The following is a 14,958-nucleotide window of genomic DNA, read 5'->3' as shown; positions in this document are numbered from 1 at the left end:
GCCCGTCGGCGTCACATCCGGTGGCGGCGGGTCTAGCCTGCCCGGTGGAGTCATCGGGGACTCCACCGGATCGGCCGGACGGGGCGTGGCCCCGGCCGGTGGGGGAAGAACATGCTGAGCCGTCGCACGGCCCTCGCGGCGCTGGCCGGCGCCGTGGGCGCCGCCACCTCCGGGTGCGCCGTCACCCCACCGTCGGCAGCGAGCGGGACGCAGGCACCCGCCGCGCCGACAACGGCCCCGGGTCCCACCCCCACGCCGACACCGACGCCCATCGTCGACGACCGCCCCCGCGCGCCGCTGACCGGGCTGGTCGTGGCGGACGCCGCGGCGCTCGACCACGCCGCCGTGGCGGTGAAGGTGTCCAACGTCCTGTCGGCGCACCCGCAGGCAGGGGTGAACCAGGCCGACATCGTCTTCGTCGAGCCGAACGGCATCAGCTACACCCGGCTGTGCGCGGTGTTCCACAGCCGCTTCCCGGAGCTCGTCGGCCCGGTCCGCTCGATCCGACCGGTGGACGTGCCGCTGCTCAGCCCGATGCGCCCCGTCTTCGGCAACACCGCGGCCGCCAATTGGGTGATGCACTACGTGGCCGCGCACGACAAGTACCTGGAGAACCTCTACTCGTTCAAGGCCGGCGTGCACGGGACCGCCGCCTACTACACGATGCCGCACCGCGCGCGCGTCCACTCGGTGTTCTGCCGCCCGGACGAGCTCCGCAAGCTCGCCCGGCGGATGACGGCGCCCCCGCCCGTGCCCTACCTGCCCTTCGCCACCGGCGACGAGCAGCCGTCCACCGCATCGGCCGGACGGGACGCGGCGAAGGTCGCGATCCCCTGGGGGCCCGGCGACACGTGGAACACCAGCTACACGTGGGACGAGGAGTCGGGCCGCTACCTGCGCAGCGAGCCGTGGGGACGCCACGTGCTGCTGGACGGCAAGCGGGTGACCACCGACAACGTCCTGGTGGTGCGCGCGAAGTGGCGGATGGACAAGATCTACGCCGGCGGCGGCGCACCCGACCCCGTGGTGAGCATCATCAACGGCCAGGGCACCTTCTTCTGCCTGCACGGCGGGCGCAGCGTGAAGGGCACGTGGGCCAAGGAGGCGATCACCGACCTCTTCAGCTTCACCCTCGACGACGGCAGTCCGCTGCGGATCGCCCCGGGACGGACGTTCGTCGACCTGCCCCAGATCGACGCGAAGGTCCGCATCACCGGCTGACCCCGGACATGACGAGGGGTCACCGTCCCCGGCCGGACGGTGACCCCTCGCGAAGGGCGGAACCCCTACTTGATCAGGCTGGTGATGATGCCCTCTCCGAAGAACAGGACGAAGGCGGCCGCCACGCCGTAGAGCAGCGGGTGCACCTCCTTGGCCTTGCCGCGCAGCATCTTGATCACGGCGTAGGCGATGAAGCCCGCGCCGATGCCGACGGTGATCGAGTAGGTGAACGGCATCAGCACGACGGTGAGGAAGGCGGGGATGCCCTCCTCAGGGTCGTCCCACTTCACGTGGAGCACCTGCGACATCATGAGGAAGCCGACGAAGAAGAGCGCCGGGGTGGCGGCCTCCGCGGGCACCAGCTGCACCAGCGGCGCGAGGAACAGGCTCGCCAGGAAGGCGAGACCGGTCACCACGGACGCGATGCCCGTGCGGGCGCCGTCACCGACACCCGAGGCGGACTCGATGTAGGAGGTGTTGGACGACACCGAGCCGACACCGCCGGCGATGGCCGCGACGGAGTCGACGAGCAGGATCTCCTGGGTGTAGGGCGGGTTGCCGTCCTCGGCGAGCAGGTCGCCCTCCGCGCCCACGGCCACGATCGTGCCCATGGTGTCGAAGAAGTCGCTGAGGAGCAGGGAGAAGACGAGCAGCAGGATGCCGATGATCGCACCCGGGCCGGCGGCGGAGGTGAAGGCGCCGAACAGGTCCACCCGGCCGAGCAGGCCGAGGTTGGGCATGGTGAAGCCGCTGGTGAGCGCCGGCAGGTTCTGGATCCAGCCGGTCGGGTTGACGACCGCGCCGGTGGCGTCCTTCATCAGGGGGAGGTTCAGCACCGCCTGGACGATCATGGCGAGCACGGTGGCGGCGAGGATCGAGATCAGCATCGCGCCCTTGACCTTGCGGACGAACAGCGCGACCAGCAGGAGCAGGCCGATGAGGAAGATCGCGATCGGCCAGCCGATGAGCTGCCCGTACACGCCCAGCTGCACCGGGGTGCCGCTGCCGGGACGGACGATGCCGGAGTCGAAGAGGCCGATGAAGGCGATGAACAGGCCGATGCCGACGGAGATGGCCGACCGCAGCGAGCGGGGGACGGCGTCGAAGATGGCCTTGCGGAAACCGGTGAGCACGAGGACGGTGATCAGCACGCCCTCCCACACGATCAGGCCCATGGCCTGCGGCCAGGTCATCTGCTTCACGATCGTGAACGCCACCAGCGCGTTCAGGCCGAGGCCGGTCGCGATCGCGATCGGGAAGCGGCCGTACACACCCATGAGGATGGTCATCAGGCCGGCGATCAGTGCGGTCGCCGCGGCCACCATGGCCATCGACAGCCCGATGGCGGCGCCACCGTCCGCGATCGGCTGGCCGGTGATCAGGTTGCCGTTCACGTCGGGCTGGGTGCCGATGATGATCGGGTTGAGGATGATGATGTAGGCCATGGTGAAGAAGGTCACCAGGCCTCCGCGGACCTCCCGACCGATGGTGGAGCCACGCTTGGTGAGCTCGAACCAGCCGTCCAGGGTCTTGTTCGTCTTCGGGGCAGGGTCTGCCGTTGTCGTACCAGGGTTCGCCATGGCGGAATGGTAGGGGTGCCGAGGCTGGCCCTATCGTGGTGTCCGTGAGCCAGAACACCCACCATCACAAGCCGTTGATGGTGCAGGCGCCGGTGCGGGCGCTGGACCCCGACGGCGTGGCCGTCGTCACCACGGGGACGATCGGCTTCGCGGTCGGCGCGGTGGTGTGCTGGTGGGTCGCCCCGGAGCTCGCGGCGGCGGGCAAGCAGTGGTACTTCGGGGTCGCCGTGACCGGGACGGTGCTCGGCCTGGTCGGCCTCGTCGTCGGCCTCGTCCGCAAGACCCGACGGCGTCGTGGACGCCGGGGGATCAGCGGCCCGGACACCCCGACGATCGACGTGCTCGCCCTTCCCGGCAGCCGGGCGGCCACCGAGGGGACGCCGTCCGCGCCGGGTTCGCCGGCGGCCCGTCCCACCCCGCCGGAGTCCTGAGCGGGCAGGCCACCGCCCCCGGGGAGCGGGACGACCTCAGTCGAAGAGGCCCTCTTCGATGCTGATCGTGTCCCACACCGGCACTCCCAGGTCGACACCCTTGGCGGGCGCGACGACGTCGGAGTGCCCGCCGCAGCCGTGGTCACGGCTCACCACCGCGCCGTCGCTGGGCGACAACTCGTTGGCGCACACGCCGAACACGCGGCCGAGGCCGCCGCTGAGGCCGATGAAGAAGCCGCAGGTCTGGCACAGCGCCGGCGCCTGCTGCGTCATGGCGTTGTCGGGGCCGCCGCCGGACTCGAGCCAGCGCTCCGCGGCCGCGTCGCGTCCCTCGACCGAGAGGACGCGCTCGCGTCCGAGGCCGAGTTCCGCCACCACCGCGCGGGTCTGGCTGGCCTCCGCGGGGTCCTCGTCCGCCGCGGACTCGCCCCCGGTGTAGCCGGGCTCGAGCCGGTAGTCGTCGGCCGGCGCCGGCGCGAGCACGCCGGCGGTGAGGTCCTTGGGCCCGATGCGGTCGGCCCACGGCACCCAGGCGGGCGCGAGCAGGGCGCCCTCGCCCGGCACCAGCGTCACCTCGGACACGGTGACCACCCGCGAGCGGGACGCCCGCGCCACGGTCACCGACCACTGCCAGCCGGGGTAGCCCGGGTGGACGCAGTCGAACAGGTGGGTGGCCACGCGGGTGTCCTCCGCGACCACCGCCCGGTGCTCGCCGACCTCGAGGACGCCGGCCCGGCGCACGGCGGCGTGCCGTGCCAGGTCGATGGCCTCGGCGCAGGCCTGGTCGAGTTCGAGGGTTGCCGCCACGGTCACAGCTCCAGTTCGTCGGCGACCGCGCGCAGCACGGCAGCGGTCTTCCCGGCCAGCTTGGCATCGGGGTGGCGCCCGCGGCGGTACCCGTTGCCGACGCCGTCGAGCATCTTGATCAGGTCCTCGACGATGATCGCCATCTGCTCGGGTGACTTGCGGGTGGCCTTGGACAGCGACGGCGGGGCCTCCAGCAGCCGGACGGACAGGGCCTGCTCGCCCTTCTTGCCGTCCACGACGCCGAACTCGACCTTCTGGCCGCGCTTGAGGGTGGTCACTCCCGCGGGCAGGGCGGAAGCGCGCACGTAGACGTCCTCCCCGCCCTCGTCCTTGGACAGGAAGCCGAAACCCTTCTCGGCGTCGTAGTACCGCACCTTGCCAACCGGCATGTCTTCCTCAACTCCTGGTCATCCCCGGCCCGCTCCCACGACCGGCTTCACAAGACTAACTGGTCGGCCCAGCGCTGGCACCTCGCGGCCCCCAGGTCCCCGTCCCGGGCCACGCCCTACCATTGGCGCATGGCCACCTGGCGGGACGGACCCGAGTACGCGCCGCACGAGCGGCCGGCCGCGTTCGTCGTCCCGCCCACGGAGCCCCTCTCCGCACCGGCACCCCCGGTGCGGGTCGTCGAGGCCGCCCCCGCGGAGGAGCCGTCCTTCACCGTGCCGGAGGGCGCCCAGCCCGACCTCGCCACCCTCGTCCCCGCCGCGGCACCCGGCCGGAACCCCACGGTGCCGTTCGAGGTCGTCACCGCGGCCGTGACGTCCGGGGGCCCCTGGTCGGGGACGACCGGTGCCACAGCCGAGCGCCTGCCGACCCAGCCCTTCACGGCCCCTGGCCCCCCGCTGGCCGGCTACCTCGCCGTGCAGCCCGCCGTGCAGCCGAACGCACAGGTGAACCCGGCACCGTTCCCCGCGCCGAACACCCCGCAGTGGTTCGCGCCGCCCCCGGAGACCCGCGTGCCCGCCCCTCCCCCGCCGGTGAGCATCGGCCAGATCTGGCAGGCAGCGACGCCCGGGGTGCTGGTCCCGCTGATCGTCGGCATGTTCTTCAGCTGGCTGTCGATCCTGATGCTCGCCATCTCCTTCGCCCTCTCCGCCCGCATCGCCTACCGGCGCGACGCGATCCGCCGGTCCTACGTCGTCGCACTGATCCTGATCGCCATGGGCGGCATGCTGTCGGTGCTGGCCGACGGCTACTCCTCGGACCTGCTCTTCGACGCCCTGTCGGCGAGCGCCCGCGCGGCCTGCGTCGTCCTGCCGTTCGTGGTCGGCCTGATCGTGGGGGCAGCCCTGCGCGCGGGCGAGCGTCCCGACCGGGCCGGCTGATGACCCGGCCGCCCGACGACGCCGACGGCATCGGCACCCCGGGGTCGGGGCAGCCGTCCTTCGCCCCGCCCGCCGCGCCGGCGGCCGGCATGTCGGCCACGCCCCCGTTCCCGCAGCCCCCCGGGCAGCCGGTCCCGCCACCGCCCGCCGCAACGCCCGGGACGTGGGCTCCCCCGCACCCGGACTCCCTTGTCGCCCCGCCGCCGTCCGGACGGCGTCCGCCGCGACCCCGACGCTCGCGGCGCGTGGCCGTCGCCGCGGTGCTCGCCGGCAGCCTGCTCCTGATCGGCGTCCTCAGCGTGCTGCCCCTGCTGCCCGGGCAGGCCCCGGCACCGAGGACGACGGCACCCCCGGCGCTCGTGACCGCCACGCCGTCCCCCGTCCCGACCGCCGCGAGCACCGCCACCGGTGCCGGCGTCGGCATCCCCGTCCCCTTCACCGGCGCCGACGGCTCCGGGACGTTGACCCTCACGCGGGCGGTGTGGACGGACGCCGGAGAGCTGGCCGCCCCCGCCGGGCAGCGGTACCTCGTGCTGGACGTCACCATCTCGTGCACCGGCGGGAGCGTCGCGGTGACGCCGCCGTCCCTCCTGGTCACCTCCGGCGACACGGGGACGCTGCCGGCGTTCGGGCCGTCGCTGGAGCGGCCGCTGGCCGGCGTCGAGCTCTCCCCCGGCGCGCAGGTGAGCGGCCAGGTCGGGTATGTGCTCGCCCCGGGCGCCGTCCGGCTGCACCTGGTGGACGCGGCACTGCGCCGGCTGGCCACCGTGGAGGTCCCGGCGCCGTGAGGGTTCACCGGTGAGCGGCACCGAAGCCTTCCGGACCCGGCGGTTCACGCCGGTCGCGCCGGAACTGCGCCCGCGGCGCCATCGTCGCGCGGCCCGCGTCGTGGTCACCGACGGGCGCCACGCGCTGATGCTCGCCGACACCGATCCCGGGCTGCCCGGGTCGCGCTGGTGGGTCACGCCCGGCGGCGGCATCGACCCGGGCGAGACCGCTCTCGAGGCGGCCGTCCGCGAGGTGGCCGAGGAGACCGGCCTGGTCGTCCGGCCCGAAGAGCTGCGCGGCCCGGTCGCCGTCCGCACCGTCGTCCACGGCTACTCCGACCAGGTGCTCAGCCAGGAGGAGAGCTTCTTCGTCCTCGTCGTCGATGCGCGCTTCGAGGTGGAGCCCGCGGGGCTGACCGCTGACGAGCAGATCACCCTCGACGGCTGGGACTGGCTCCCGCTGCACGACCTGGCCGCCGTCGCCGAGCCCGTGTGGCCCGCGGACCTGGCCGCTCTGGTCGCGCTGGCGGACAGCCCCGGGGAGTGGCCGGTTCGTCTCGGTGACGTCGAGGAATCCACGTTGCCGGTAGGCTGAGGCGAGTGCAGGAATCCCCGCTGACCGTGTCCGCGATCTCCGAGACGCAGGCGAACCAGCGTCTCCTCGAGCGCTTCATCTGGCTCTCGATCGGCACGGCCGTCGCCACCGTGGCCATCAAGGCCGTGGCCGCGTGGCTCACCAACTCCGTCGGCCTGTGGTCCGATGCCGCGGAGTCGACGGTGAACCTCGTCGCAGCCCTGGTCGCGCTGTGGGCGCTGCGCCTGTCGTCCAAGCCGGCCGACCACAACCACGACTTCGGCCACGGCAAGGCCGAGTACATGTCGGCAGCTGTCGAGGGCAGCCTGATCTTCGTCGCCGCGGCGTTCATCATCTACGGCGCGATCCTCCGACTGGCCGCCCCGGTCCCGCTCGAGCAGCTCGGGCTGGGCCTCGCCCTCTCGACACTGGCCACCCTGCTGAACCTCGGCACCGGGCTCCTGCTGGTGCGCGCCGGGCGCACGCACCGCTCGATCACCCTCGAGGCCGACGGCAAGCACCTGCTCACCGACGTGTGGACGTCCGTCGGCGTGCTGCTCGCCATCGGCCTGGTCGCCCTCACCGGCTGGCAGGTGCTCGACCCGGTGATCGCACTGGCCGTGGGCGCCAACATCCTGTTCACCGGCTACCAGCTCGTCCGCCGCTCGGTGGTCGGCCTGCTGGACGGCACGCTGCCGCCGGAGGAGGTCGAGCTGGTGAACACCGCCCTGCACGGCGTCTGCGCGGAGCCCCGGGTGGAGATCACCGATGTGCGCACCCGCGAGTCGGGGCGCCAGCGCTTCGTCTACGCCACGCTCGCCGTCCCCGGCGACTGGACGGTGAAGCGCAGCCACGACGTCGCCGACGAGGTCGAGACGGCGATCGACGCGGCGCTGCCGGGCACGACGACGTTCGTGCACATCGAGCCGGCCACGGGGTAGCCCCCGCGCGGTTCCCCTGCCGGACCGGGAACGCCGGCGCTTCTCAGGCGGTGGCCGCGGGCCGGTGGCGCACCTCGTCGTCGATCAGCGTCCGCCACGACCGCACCAGGTCCGCATCCACGTACGCCTTGTAGGAGCCACCGGGCCGGGCCGGGCTGCCGATGTGGAAGGCGCGGACGCCGGCGCGGGCCAGCCACGGCACGTGGTCGGGGTGCAGGCCGCCGCCGGCCATCATCACCGACGCCGACCAGGGGTCGCCCTTCGCCCGCGCGATCAGGTCGCCGAGACCGTGCTCGACGTCCCTCGCCGAACCCGCCGTCAGCACCTGGTCGAGCCGCGGCAGCGTCCGCAGCGTGTCCCAGGCCTTGTCGGTGTCGAGGCAGGCGTCGACCGCGCGGTGGAAGGTCCACGGCCAGGTGCCGTCGTCGATGAGCTCCTCGACAAGGCGCGCGTCCACCTCGCCGAGGCCGTTCAGGAAGCCGAGCACCATGCCGTCCGCGCCGGCGTCGGCGTAGCTGGCCATCAGCCCCCGCAGCCGGACCGCCTCGCCGCCGTCGGTGCCGAACCCCTCGCGGAGACGCACCATCACCCGGACCTGGATCGTCGTCGCGCGCCGCACCTGCGCCACCAGCTGGGGCGTGGGCGACATGCCGCAGTCCTCGAGCGTCCCGCAGACCTCGACACGGTCGGCACCACCGGCCTCCGCACGCTCGGCGTCGGCCGGGTGCAGGGCGATCACCTCGAGCAGGCCGCTCATGGCTCAATGATGGGCCGTCGCCCTCCCCGGCCCCCGCCGACACGCGGCGGAGCGCGCTGCGCCTACGCGGGCGACGCCGGCTCGGCACCCGGGACGCCGTAGGCGGCGGCGTCCACCCCACCGGGGGGCATCCGCGTTCCCGCGAGCCAGGTGAGGACGGCGGACACGGCGATCGCCACGAACACCCAGGTGGACGCGGCCACGATGGTGGCGTAGTCGGTCTCCCCCCGTCCGGCGGCGATGACGTTGTTGGCGATGGCGCCGAAGACCGCGACGCCCACCGCGCTGCCCGCGGACCGGGCGAACACGTTCAGGCCGGTCACGACCCCCCGCTCGTTCCAGTCCACCGACGCCTGCGCCGCGATCAGCGACGGGGCCGCCGTCCAGCCGAGGCCGAAGCCGACGACGAACGAAACCGCCCCGACGACCCACGCGTTCGGCCACGACCCGGTCGCCGCCAGCGCGGCGGTCCCCGCCACCGTGATGCCCGTCCCGATCATCACGGTGCGGCGGTAGCCGTGGCGCAGGTAGAGCCGTCCGGCCGTCGACGCGGCGAGCGGCCACCCGAGGGTGAGCGCCGCGACGGCGGCACCGGAGACGAGCGGCACCACGCCGAGCGCGTTCTCCAGGTAGGTCGGGACGAAGCTGGTGATGCCGATCATCAGCGCACCGACGCCGAGGGAGACCAGCGTGGTCGTCCGGATGAGCGGACGGGACAGCAGCGACAGGTCGAGCACGGGCTCGGCCGCGCGCCGCTCCACGAACGGGAACGCGGCGAGGGCCGCGACCCCCACGCCGAAGCTCAGCAGGCTCGGCACCGACAGCCACGACCACGCGTTTCCGCCCTCCAGCAGCGCGAGGATGAGGGCCGTGAGCCCGACGGTGAGCAGGAGCGCGCCGGCGTAGTCGATGCGGTGGCGCCGGCGCTCGACCGACTCGTGGTACGAGCGGGCCAGTGCCCAGCCGGCGATGAGGCACAGCGGGATGTTCACCGCGAAGATCCAGCGCCACGAGGTGAACTGCGAGAACAACCCGCCGAGCGCGGGCCCGACGACCGACGACACCGCCCAGACGCTGGCGATGTAGCCCTGGACGAGGGCGCGCTCGGCGACGCTGTAGAGGTCGCCGACGATCGTCATCGACATCGGCGCGACCGCACCGGCACCCAGGCCCTGCACCACCCGGAAGACGATCAGCGAACTCATGTTCCACGCCGCGGTGGCGAGGACGGACCCGAGCAGGAACAGCGCGACACCGGCGAGGATGACGGGCTTGCGTCCGATGGTGTCGGCGAGCTTCGAGTAGAGAGGGACGGAGACCGCCTGGGCCAGCAGGTACACCGAGAACAGCCACGGGAACTGGTCGAACTCGCCGAGCTCCTTCACCACCGACGGCACAGCCGTGGCCAGGATCGTGGCGTCGATGGCGATCAGCCCGGTGGTGAGCATCAGCGCCAGCAGCACCGCCCCCCGCTCGGACCGGAATCCCACCGTCGTCGACCTGTCACTCACTCACGCTTCAAGCCTCCCGCCCCGAGGACTATTCCCCGTCCGGCGAGGTGCCCGCGTCCGCCTTGCCACCCGGGCGGCGCTGGCGTCCCCTCGTCACCCGGACGCGCGCCCTTCGTCCCCGCGCCCCTCACATCGAGGGCCAGCCTTCGCGCCGAGGGCTCGCCCCCCGGTGCTGGCCCTCGGCATCAAGGCTGGCCCTCAACGCGGGAGGCTGGCCCTCGACGCGGAAGGGAGGCGCACAACGCGGAAGGGGGCGCACACGCGGACGGGGCCGGGAAACGCGGAAGGGCGGCCCCCAACGGGGACCGCCCTCCGGAGCCGGAACCGGCAGGATCAGAAGTCCATGCCGCCCATGCCACCGTCGCCGCCCGGCATGGCCGGAGCCTTCTCGGGCTTGTCGGCGATGACGGCCTCGGTGGTGAGGAACAGCGCCGCGATGGACGCCGCGTTCTGCAGCGCGGAACGGGTCACCTTGGCCGGATCGATGATGCCGGAGTCGACCATGTTCACGTACTCGCCCGTGGCCGCGTTCAGGCCGTGGCCGGGCTCGAGGTGCGACACCTTCTCCGCCACGACGCCGCCCTCGAGGCCGGCGTTGATGGCGATCTGCTTCAGCGGGGCCGAGCAGGCGGTGAACACGATCTGCGCACCGGTCGCGACGTCACCGACCAGGCCCTCGACGGACGCCTTCGCAGCCGCCTGCAGCAGCGCCACGCCACCTCCGGCGACGATGCCCTCCTCGACGGCCGCCTTCGCGTTGCGGACGGCGTCCTCGATGCGGTGCTTGCGCTCCTTCAGCTCGACCTCGGTGGCCGCGCCGACCTTGATCACCGCAACACCGCCGGCCAGCTTGGCAAGGCGCTCCTGCAGCTTCTCGCGGTCGTAGTCGGAGTCGGAGTTCTCGATCTCCTTGCGGATCTGGTTGACCCGCCCGGCGATCTGGTCGGCGTCACCGGCGCCGTCGATGATCGTGGTCTCGTCCTTGGTCACCTTGACCGACCGGGCACGGCCCAGCAGGTCGATGGTCACCGCGTCCAGCTTCAGGCCGACCTCCTCGGAGATCACCTGGCCGCCGGTCAGGATCGCGATGTCGGTGAGCATGGCCTTGCGGCGGTCGCCGAAGCCCGGGGCCTTGACGGCCACGGACTTGAAGGTGCCCTTGATCTTGTTCACGATCAGGCCGGCCAACGCCTCGCCGTCCACGTCCTCGGCGATCACCAGCAGCGGCTTGCCGGACTGGACGACCTTCTCCAGCAGCGGCAGCAGGTCGCGCAGGCTCGAGACCTTGGAGTTGACGATCAGGATGTACGGGTCGTCGAGGACGGCCTCCATCCGCTCGGCGTCGGTCACGAAGTACGGGGAGATGAAGCCCTTGTCGAAGCGCATGCCCTCGGTGAGCTCGAGGTCGAGCCCGAAGGTGTTGCTCTCCTCGACGGTGATCACGCCCTCCTTGCCGACCTTGTCCATCGCCTCGGCGATGATCTCGCCGACGGTGGTGTCCGCGGCGGAGATGGACGCGGTCGCCGCGATCTGCTCGCGGGTCTCGATGTCGATCGCCTGCGCGCCGAGCTCGGCGACGATGGCGGCGACGGCCTTCTCGATGCCGCGCTTGAGGTCCATCGGGTTCGCACCCGCGGTGACGTTCTTGAGGCCTTCACGGACCATCGCCTGGGCGATGACGGTGGCGGTGGTGGTGCCGTCGCCCGCGACGTCGTCGGTCTTCTTGGCGACCTCCTTGACCAGCTCGGCGCCGATCTTCTCGTAGGGGTCCTCGAGCTCGATCTCCTTGGCGATGGACACGCCGTCGTTGGTGATCGTGGGGGCGCCCCACTTCTTCTCCAGGACCACGTTGCGGCCCTTCGGTCCGAGGGTGACCCGCACGGCGTCGGCGAGGGTGTTCATCCCGCGCTCCAGGCCGCGGCGCGCCTCGACATTGAATTCAATCAGCTTCGCCATGTGTGTTCGGCAATCCTTTGGCGTCTCGGGGGCCGGGGCCCCACGGGTGGACTCTGGGTTCACGGTCTTCGCCTCGATGCCCGCGACGGACGATCAGGAGATCTCATCGAGTCAGACTGATGGCACTCTCTGCCGGAGAGTGCTAAGTCCATGTTTAGCACTCACACCCTGCGAGTGCAAACGTTCCGGCGCCCCGAATCACGGCGGACGGGGGTGCCACCTCCGGCCCGTACCCGCCAGGCGGGGCCGGAGGTGCCGGTCAGCATCACCCCCGGATGGCGGACCCGTGCGATGCCTGGTTCCCGGCGATCGCCTCGACAGGCCGGACGTCCGGTGGCTGCAGGCTAGCCACACATCCCGGAGCCCGGCTGGAGACCGATCGGCTGTGGCCAGTGGGGCTGGCCACCGGACGAGCCAACCAGCCCGAGGTCTGGGGACGGTCAGGCAATTGCGAAGGTTTCCTCAAGGACCCCGGCGTGGTCACGGACGACCCGGAAGCGTCAGGGTGAAGACCGAGCCCTTCCCCGTGCCCGGGCTGGACGCGGTCAGCGTCCCGCCATGGGCCTGCGCGATGGCGAGGCTCACCGCCAGCCCGATGCCGGTGCCGCCCGCGTCGCGCGCGCGGGCGGTGTCCGTCCGGTAGAACCGCTCGAAGACGCGCTCGAGGTGCTCGGGCGCGATCCCGTCGCCGGTGTCGCTGACGGTGATCACCGCCCCGGCGGCGTCCACGGTCGCGGCAAGGGCGACCCGCCCGCCCCGCGGGGTGTGCCGCAGGGCGTTCGAGAGCAGGTTCGCCAGCACCTGTCCGATGCGCTGGGCGTCGGCGTGCACCGTCCCGGCCGGGTCACCGTCGACCTCCAGACCGACGCCTTTCCGGGCGAAGTCCTCCGCTGCGGCGAGCCGCGCGCGCTCCAGCAGCACCCCCACTTCGCACGGTCCTGGGTGGACGGCCAGCCCGCCTTCGGCGTCGGAGATGTCCCGCAGGTCGGCAGCCAGCCGCGTGAGCCGGCCCGCCTGGTCGGCGAGCGTGGCGAGCGTCGTCGGGTCGGCGTCCAGGACGCCGTCCGCGACGGCTTCCACCGTCACCGCCAGCGAGGCGATCGGCGTGCGCAACTCGTGGGCGAGGTCGGCCAGCAGCCGCCGGCGCGCGTCCTCCGCCTCCCCCAGCCGCGACGCCATCGTGTTGAACGCCGACGCCAGCAGCGCGACCTCCTCGCCGGCGCCGGGCCCCGGCTCGGCCCGCAGCCCGAAGTCGCCGTCGGCCACCCGGCGGGCCGCGACCGCCAGTTCACGCAGCTGGCGGCGCAGCGGCCGCACCATCGCCAGCGCGACCGTCACCGCGACGGCCGCGGCCACCAGCAGCGCGACGGCGAGCGAGATCCACATCGCGGAGCGGAAGGCCTTCTCGGCGTAGGAGAGCTGGTCGGGGGTCTCCAGCGGGCCGTTCTGCACCAGGTAGTAGTCGAACAGGCCGGGGCCGATGCCCGCCATCACGACGGCGACGGTGGCCAGCAGTGCCACGAGCACCGCGAGCTCGCCGAGCAGCAGCCGTCCGTAGAACGTCCGGCTGAAGCGCTCGCCGGGCCTCAGCGCCGGCACCGCGTCGCCCCGCTCACCCCGCGCCCATCCGGTAGCCGACCCCCCGGACGGTCACGATGTAGCGCTGCCGTGCGGGGTCGTCGCCCAGCTTGCGTCGCAGGTTGGCCACGTGGACGTCCACCAGGTGCTGGTCGCCGCCCCCCGCTTCACCCCAGATCGTCTCGATCAGGCGACGACGGCTGAACGCCAGCCGCGGCCGCTCGGTGAGCACGGCCAGCAGGTCGAACTCGGTGGGCGTGAGGTCGACCAGCCGACCGGCGAGGCTCGCCTCGCGTGCGGCGACGTCGACGGTCAGTTCCCCGAAGCGCCGGGCCGGGTCGGCCTGTGCCCCCCGGGCGCGCGGACGGCGCAGCATGGCCTGCACGCGGGCGACGAGTTCGCGCGCGCTGAACGGCTTGGTGACGTAGTCGTCTGCGCCGACCGACAGGCCGATCAGCACGTCGACCTCGTCGGTGCGGGCGGTGAGCATGATGACGTAGCAGTCGCTGAAGGTACGGATGCGCCGGCACACCTCCACGCCGTCCAGGCCCGGCAGCCCGAGGTCGAGGATCACCACCGTCGGGTCGATCCGCCGGGCCAGGTCGACCGCCTCCAGCCCGTCGCCGGTGATGGTCGCGTCGAAGCCGGCCCGATCGAGGTAGGACGCCACCACGCCGGCCAGGACGGGCTCGTCGTCGACGACGAGCACGTGGCCGAGCCGCTCCGCGTCCATCGCACCCTCCCTCGGGCGCCCAGCCTAGGGCTTGGGTCGCCGCAGGGGGACGGGGTCGCCGGACGGTTCTCGGCCCACGGCCCCCCGTGATACCTCGACGGGCGTGGTACTGCTCGCACCGGCGCGCCCCCACGCCCTGCGGCGACAATGGGGCCATGCCGGCCACCGTCCCCGCCACCTCGCCCCTGCACTGGGTGCGGGCGGGCTGGAACCTGCTCAACCTGTCCACCGTGCTGGGCCTGCTGGTCGCCCTCGCCGGACGCGCGCGGCTGCGCTGGGGGGACCAGGCCACCGTGGTCGGGGAGAACTACCGGCTGCCGTTGCCGCGGGCCGGCGCCTTCACCGTGGGCAACGTGATCCTGGTGCCGCGCGGGCTGCTCGCGGGCGTGGAGCTCGTGCACCCGGGCACCTTCGACCACGAGGCGCGGCACAGTTCGCAGTACGCGTGGTTCCTCGGGCTGCCGTTCCTGCCCTGCTACGCGGTGGCGTCCGGCTGGTCGTGGCTGCGCACCGGGGACGCGTGGTCGCGCAACTGGTTCGAGCGCAACGCGGGGCTGGCCAGGGGCGGCTACCTCGAGCACGCGGCGGACAACACCGGCCTGAAGCGGATCGGACGCGCGCTGCGCCTGACGAGGTGAGGCGCTAGATGTACTCGGCCATCAGGTTGGTGACAGTCGGTTGATCGGGGGGTGGCCTCCGAGTGCGGTGTGTCGGCGTTCAGTGTTGTAGTAGTTGAGCCATGGGGCAAGGGCGTCTGCGCGGTCGGTGTTGGTG

Annotated in this window: 16 protein-coding genes; 7 read left to right on the top strand and 9 right to left on the bottom strand. The window is 72.6% G+C overall.

What is annotated here, in order from left to right; genetic code table 11:
• The first annotated feature begins 111 nt into the window (after positions 1 to 111).
• Positions 112 to 1,221 (top strand): DUF3048 domain-containing protein, encoded by a 1,110-nt coding sequence (locus tag ACFQQJ_RS04325; RefSeq protein ID WP_377104469.1) that lies wholly within the window; start codon positions 112 to 114, stop codon positions 1,219 to 1,221.
• A 65-nt stretch (positions 1,222 to 1,286) separates the two neighbouring features.
• On the opposite strand, the gene ACFQQJ_RS04320 is transcribed toward ACFQQJ_RS04325, so the two are convergent.
• Entirely contained in the window at positions 1,287 to 2,801 is a 1,515-nt protein-coding gene (locus ACFQQJ_RS04320) for an NCS2 family permease (RefSeq protein WP_377104467.1), read from the bottom strand.
• Positions 2,802 to 2,845: 44 nt separating this feature from the next.
• On the opposite strand from ACFQQJ_RS04320, the gene ACFQQJ_RS04315 reads away from it, so the two are divergent.
• Entirely contained in the window at positions 2,846 to 3,232 is a 387-nt protein-coding gene (locus ACFQQJ_RS04315) for a DUF2530 domain-containing protein (protein ID WP_377104465.1), read from the top strand.
• 36 nt (positions 3,233 to 3,268) lie between these two features.
• Here ACFQQJ_RS04315 and ACFQQJ_RS04310 read toward each other — a convergent pair whose 3' ends face one another.
• Both ACFQQJ_RS04310 and ACFQQJ_RS04305 read right to left on the bottom strand, forming a co-directional pair.
• The gene (locus tag ACFQQJ_RS04310; protein ID WP_377104464.1) at positions 3,269 to 4,045 is read right to left on the bottom strand and encodes a DUF3027 domain-containing protein; all 777 of its coding nucleotides are present in this window, start codon (positions 4,043 to 4,045) and stop codon (positions 3,269 to 3,271) included.
• Complete coding sequence (locus ACFQQJ_RS04305) at positions 4,042 to 4,428, bottom strand: cold-shock protein (protein WP_377104462.1); 387 nt, start codon at positions 4,426 to 4,428, stop codon at positions 4,042 to 4,044. Before ACFQQJ_RS04305 ends, ACFQQJ_RS04310 begins: the two co-directional genes overlap by 4 nt.
• Before the next feature lie 129 nt (positions 4,429 to 4,557).
• Between ACFQQJ_RS04305 and ACFQQJ_RS04300 the strand changes: the two genes are divergently transcribed.
• The 4 genes from ACFQQJ_RS04300 to ACFQQJ_RS04285 are packed head-to-tail and all read left to right on the top strand — an operon-like array spanning position 4,558 to position 7,649.
• Positions 4,558 to 5,367: a hypothetical protein gene (locus tag ACFQQJ_RS04300; protein WP_377104460.1), complete on the top strand. Its 810-nt coding sequence runs from the start codon at positions 4,558 to 4,560 to the stop codon at positions 5,365 to 5,367.
• A complete protein-coding gene (locus ACFQQJ_RS04295) occupies positions 5,367 to 6,155 on the top strand; it encodes a hypothetical protein (RefSeq protein ID WP_377104458.1) in 789 nt (262 codons plus the stop codon). Before ACFQQJ_RS04300 ends, ACFQQJ_RS04295 begins: the two co-directional genes overlap by 1 nt.
• A 10-nt stretch (positions 6,156 to 6,165) precedes the next feature.
• Positions 6,166 to 6,729: an NUDIX hydrolase gene (locus ACFQQJ_RS04290; protein WP_377104456.1), complete on the top strand. Its 564-nt coding sequence runs from the start codon at positions 6,166 to 6,168 to the stop codon at positions 6,727 to 6,729.
• Between the two features lie 5 nt (positions 6,730 to 6,734).
• On the top strand, positions 6,735 to 7,649 hold the full coding sequence (locus ACFQQJ_RS04285) for a cation diffusion facilitator family transporter (RefSeq protein WP_377104454.1): 915 nt from the start codon (positions 6,735 to 6,737) through the stop codon (positions 7,647 to 7,649).
• A gap of 43 nt (positions 7,650 to 7,692) precedes the next feature.
• Here ACFQQJ_RS04285 and ACFQQJ_RS04280 read toward each other — a convergent pair whose 3' ends face one another.
• The 5 genes from ACFQQJ_RS04280 to ACFQQJ_RS04260 all read right to left on the bottom strand — a co-directional run bounded on the left by ACFQQJ_RS04280 (position 7,693) and on the right by ACFQQJ_RS04260 (position 14,184).
• Complete coding sequence (locus ACFQQJ_RS04280; RefSeq protein WP_377104452.1) at positions 7,693 to 8,406, bottom strand: copper homeostasis protein CutC; 714 nt, start codon at positions 8,404 to 8,406, stop codon at positions 7,693 to 7,695.
• A gap of 62 nt (positions 8,407 to 8,468) precedes the next feature.
• Entirely contained in the window at positions 8,469 to 9,917 is a 1,449-nt protein-coding gene (locus ACFQQJ_RS04275; protein WP_377104450.1) for an MFS transporter, read from the bottom strand.
• A 333-nt stretch (positions 9,918 to 10,250) separates the two neighbouring features.
• Positions 10,251 to 11,873 (bottom strand): chaperonin GroEL, encoded by a 1,623-nt coding sequence (gene groL / locus ACFQQJ_RS04270; RefSeq protein ID WP_377104448.1) that lies wholly within the window; start codon positions 11,871 to 11,873, stop codon positions 10,251 to 10,253.
• A gap of 480 nt (positions 11,874 to 12,353) precedes the next feature.
• Positions 12,354 to 13,472: a sensor histidine kinase gene (locus tag ACFQQJ_RS04265; protein WP_377104446.1), complete on the bottom strand. Its 1,119-nt coding sequence runs from the start codon at positions 13,470 to 13,472 to the stop codon at positions 12,354 to 12,356.
• Positions 13,473 to 13,485: 13 nt separating this feature from the next.
• Positions 13,486 to 14,184 carry a response regulator gene (locus tag ACFQQJ_RS04260; protein ID WP_377104444.1) on the bottom strand — a complete coding sequence of 233 codons (699 nt, stop codon included), beginning with the start codon at positions 14,182 to 14,184 and terminating at the stop codon, positions 13,486 to 13,488.
• A 155-nt stretch (positions 14,185 to 14,339) separates the two neighbouring features.
• On the opposite strand from ACFQQJ_RS04260, the gene ACFQQJ_RS04255 reads away from it, so the two are divergent.
• A complete protein-coding gene (locus tag ACFQQJ_RS04255) occupies positions 14,340 to 14,822 on the top strand; it encodes a hypothetical protein (protein WP_377104442.1) in 483 nt (160 codons plus the stop codon).
• A 21-nt stretch (positions 14,823 to 14,843) separates the two neighbouring features.
• Here ACFQQJ_RS04255 and ACFQQJ_RS04250 read toward each other — a convergent pair.
• Positions 14,844 to 14,958, bottom strand: a 115-nt coding sequence (locus ACFQQJ_RS04250; protein WP_377104600.1) for an integrase core domain-containing protein, incomplete at its 5' end; no start/stop codon positions are given.

The sequence above is a fragment of the Propionicimonas sp. T2.31MG-18 genome, assembly GCF_964266745.1.
GTDB lineage: Bacteria > Actinomycetota > Actinomycetes > Propionibacteriales > Propionibacteriaceae > Propionicimonas.
Note: the sequence above shows the minus strand (reverse complement) of the source record. Positions and strands in the feature narration are given on the sequence as shown.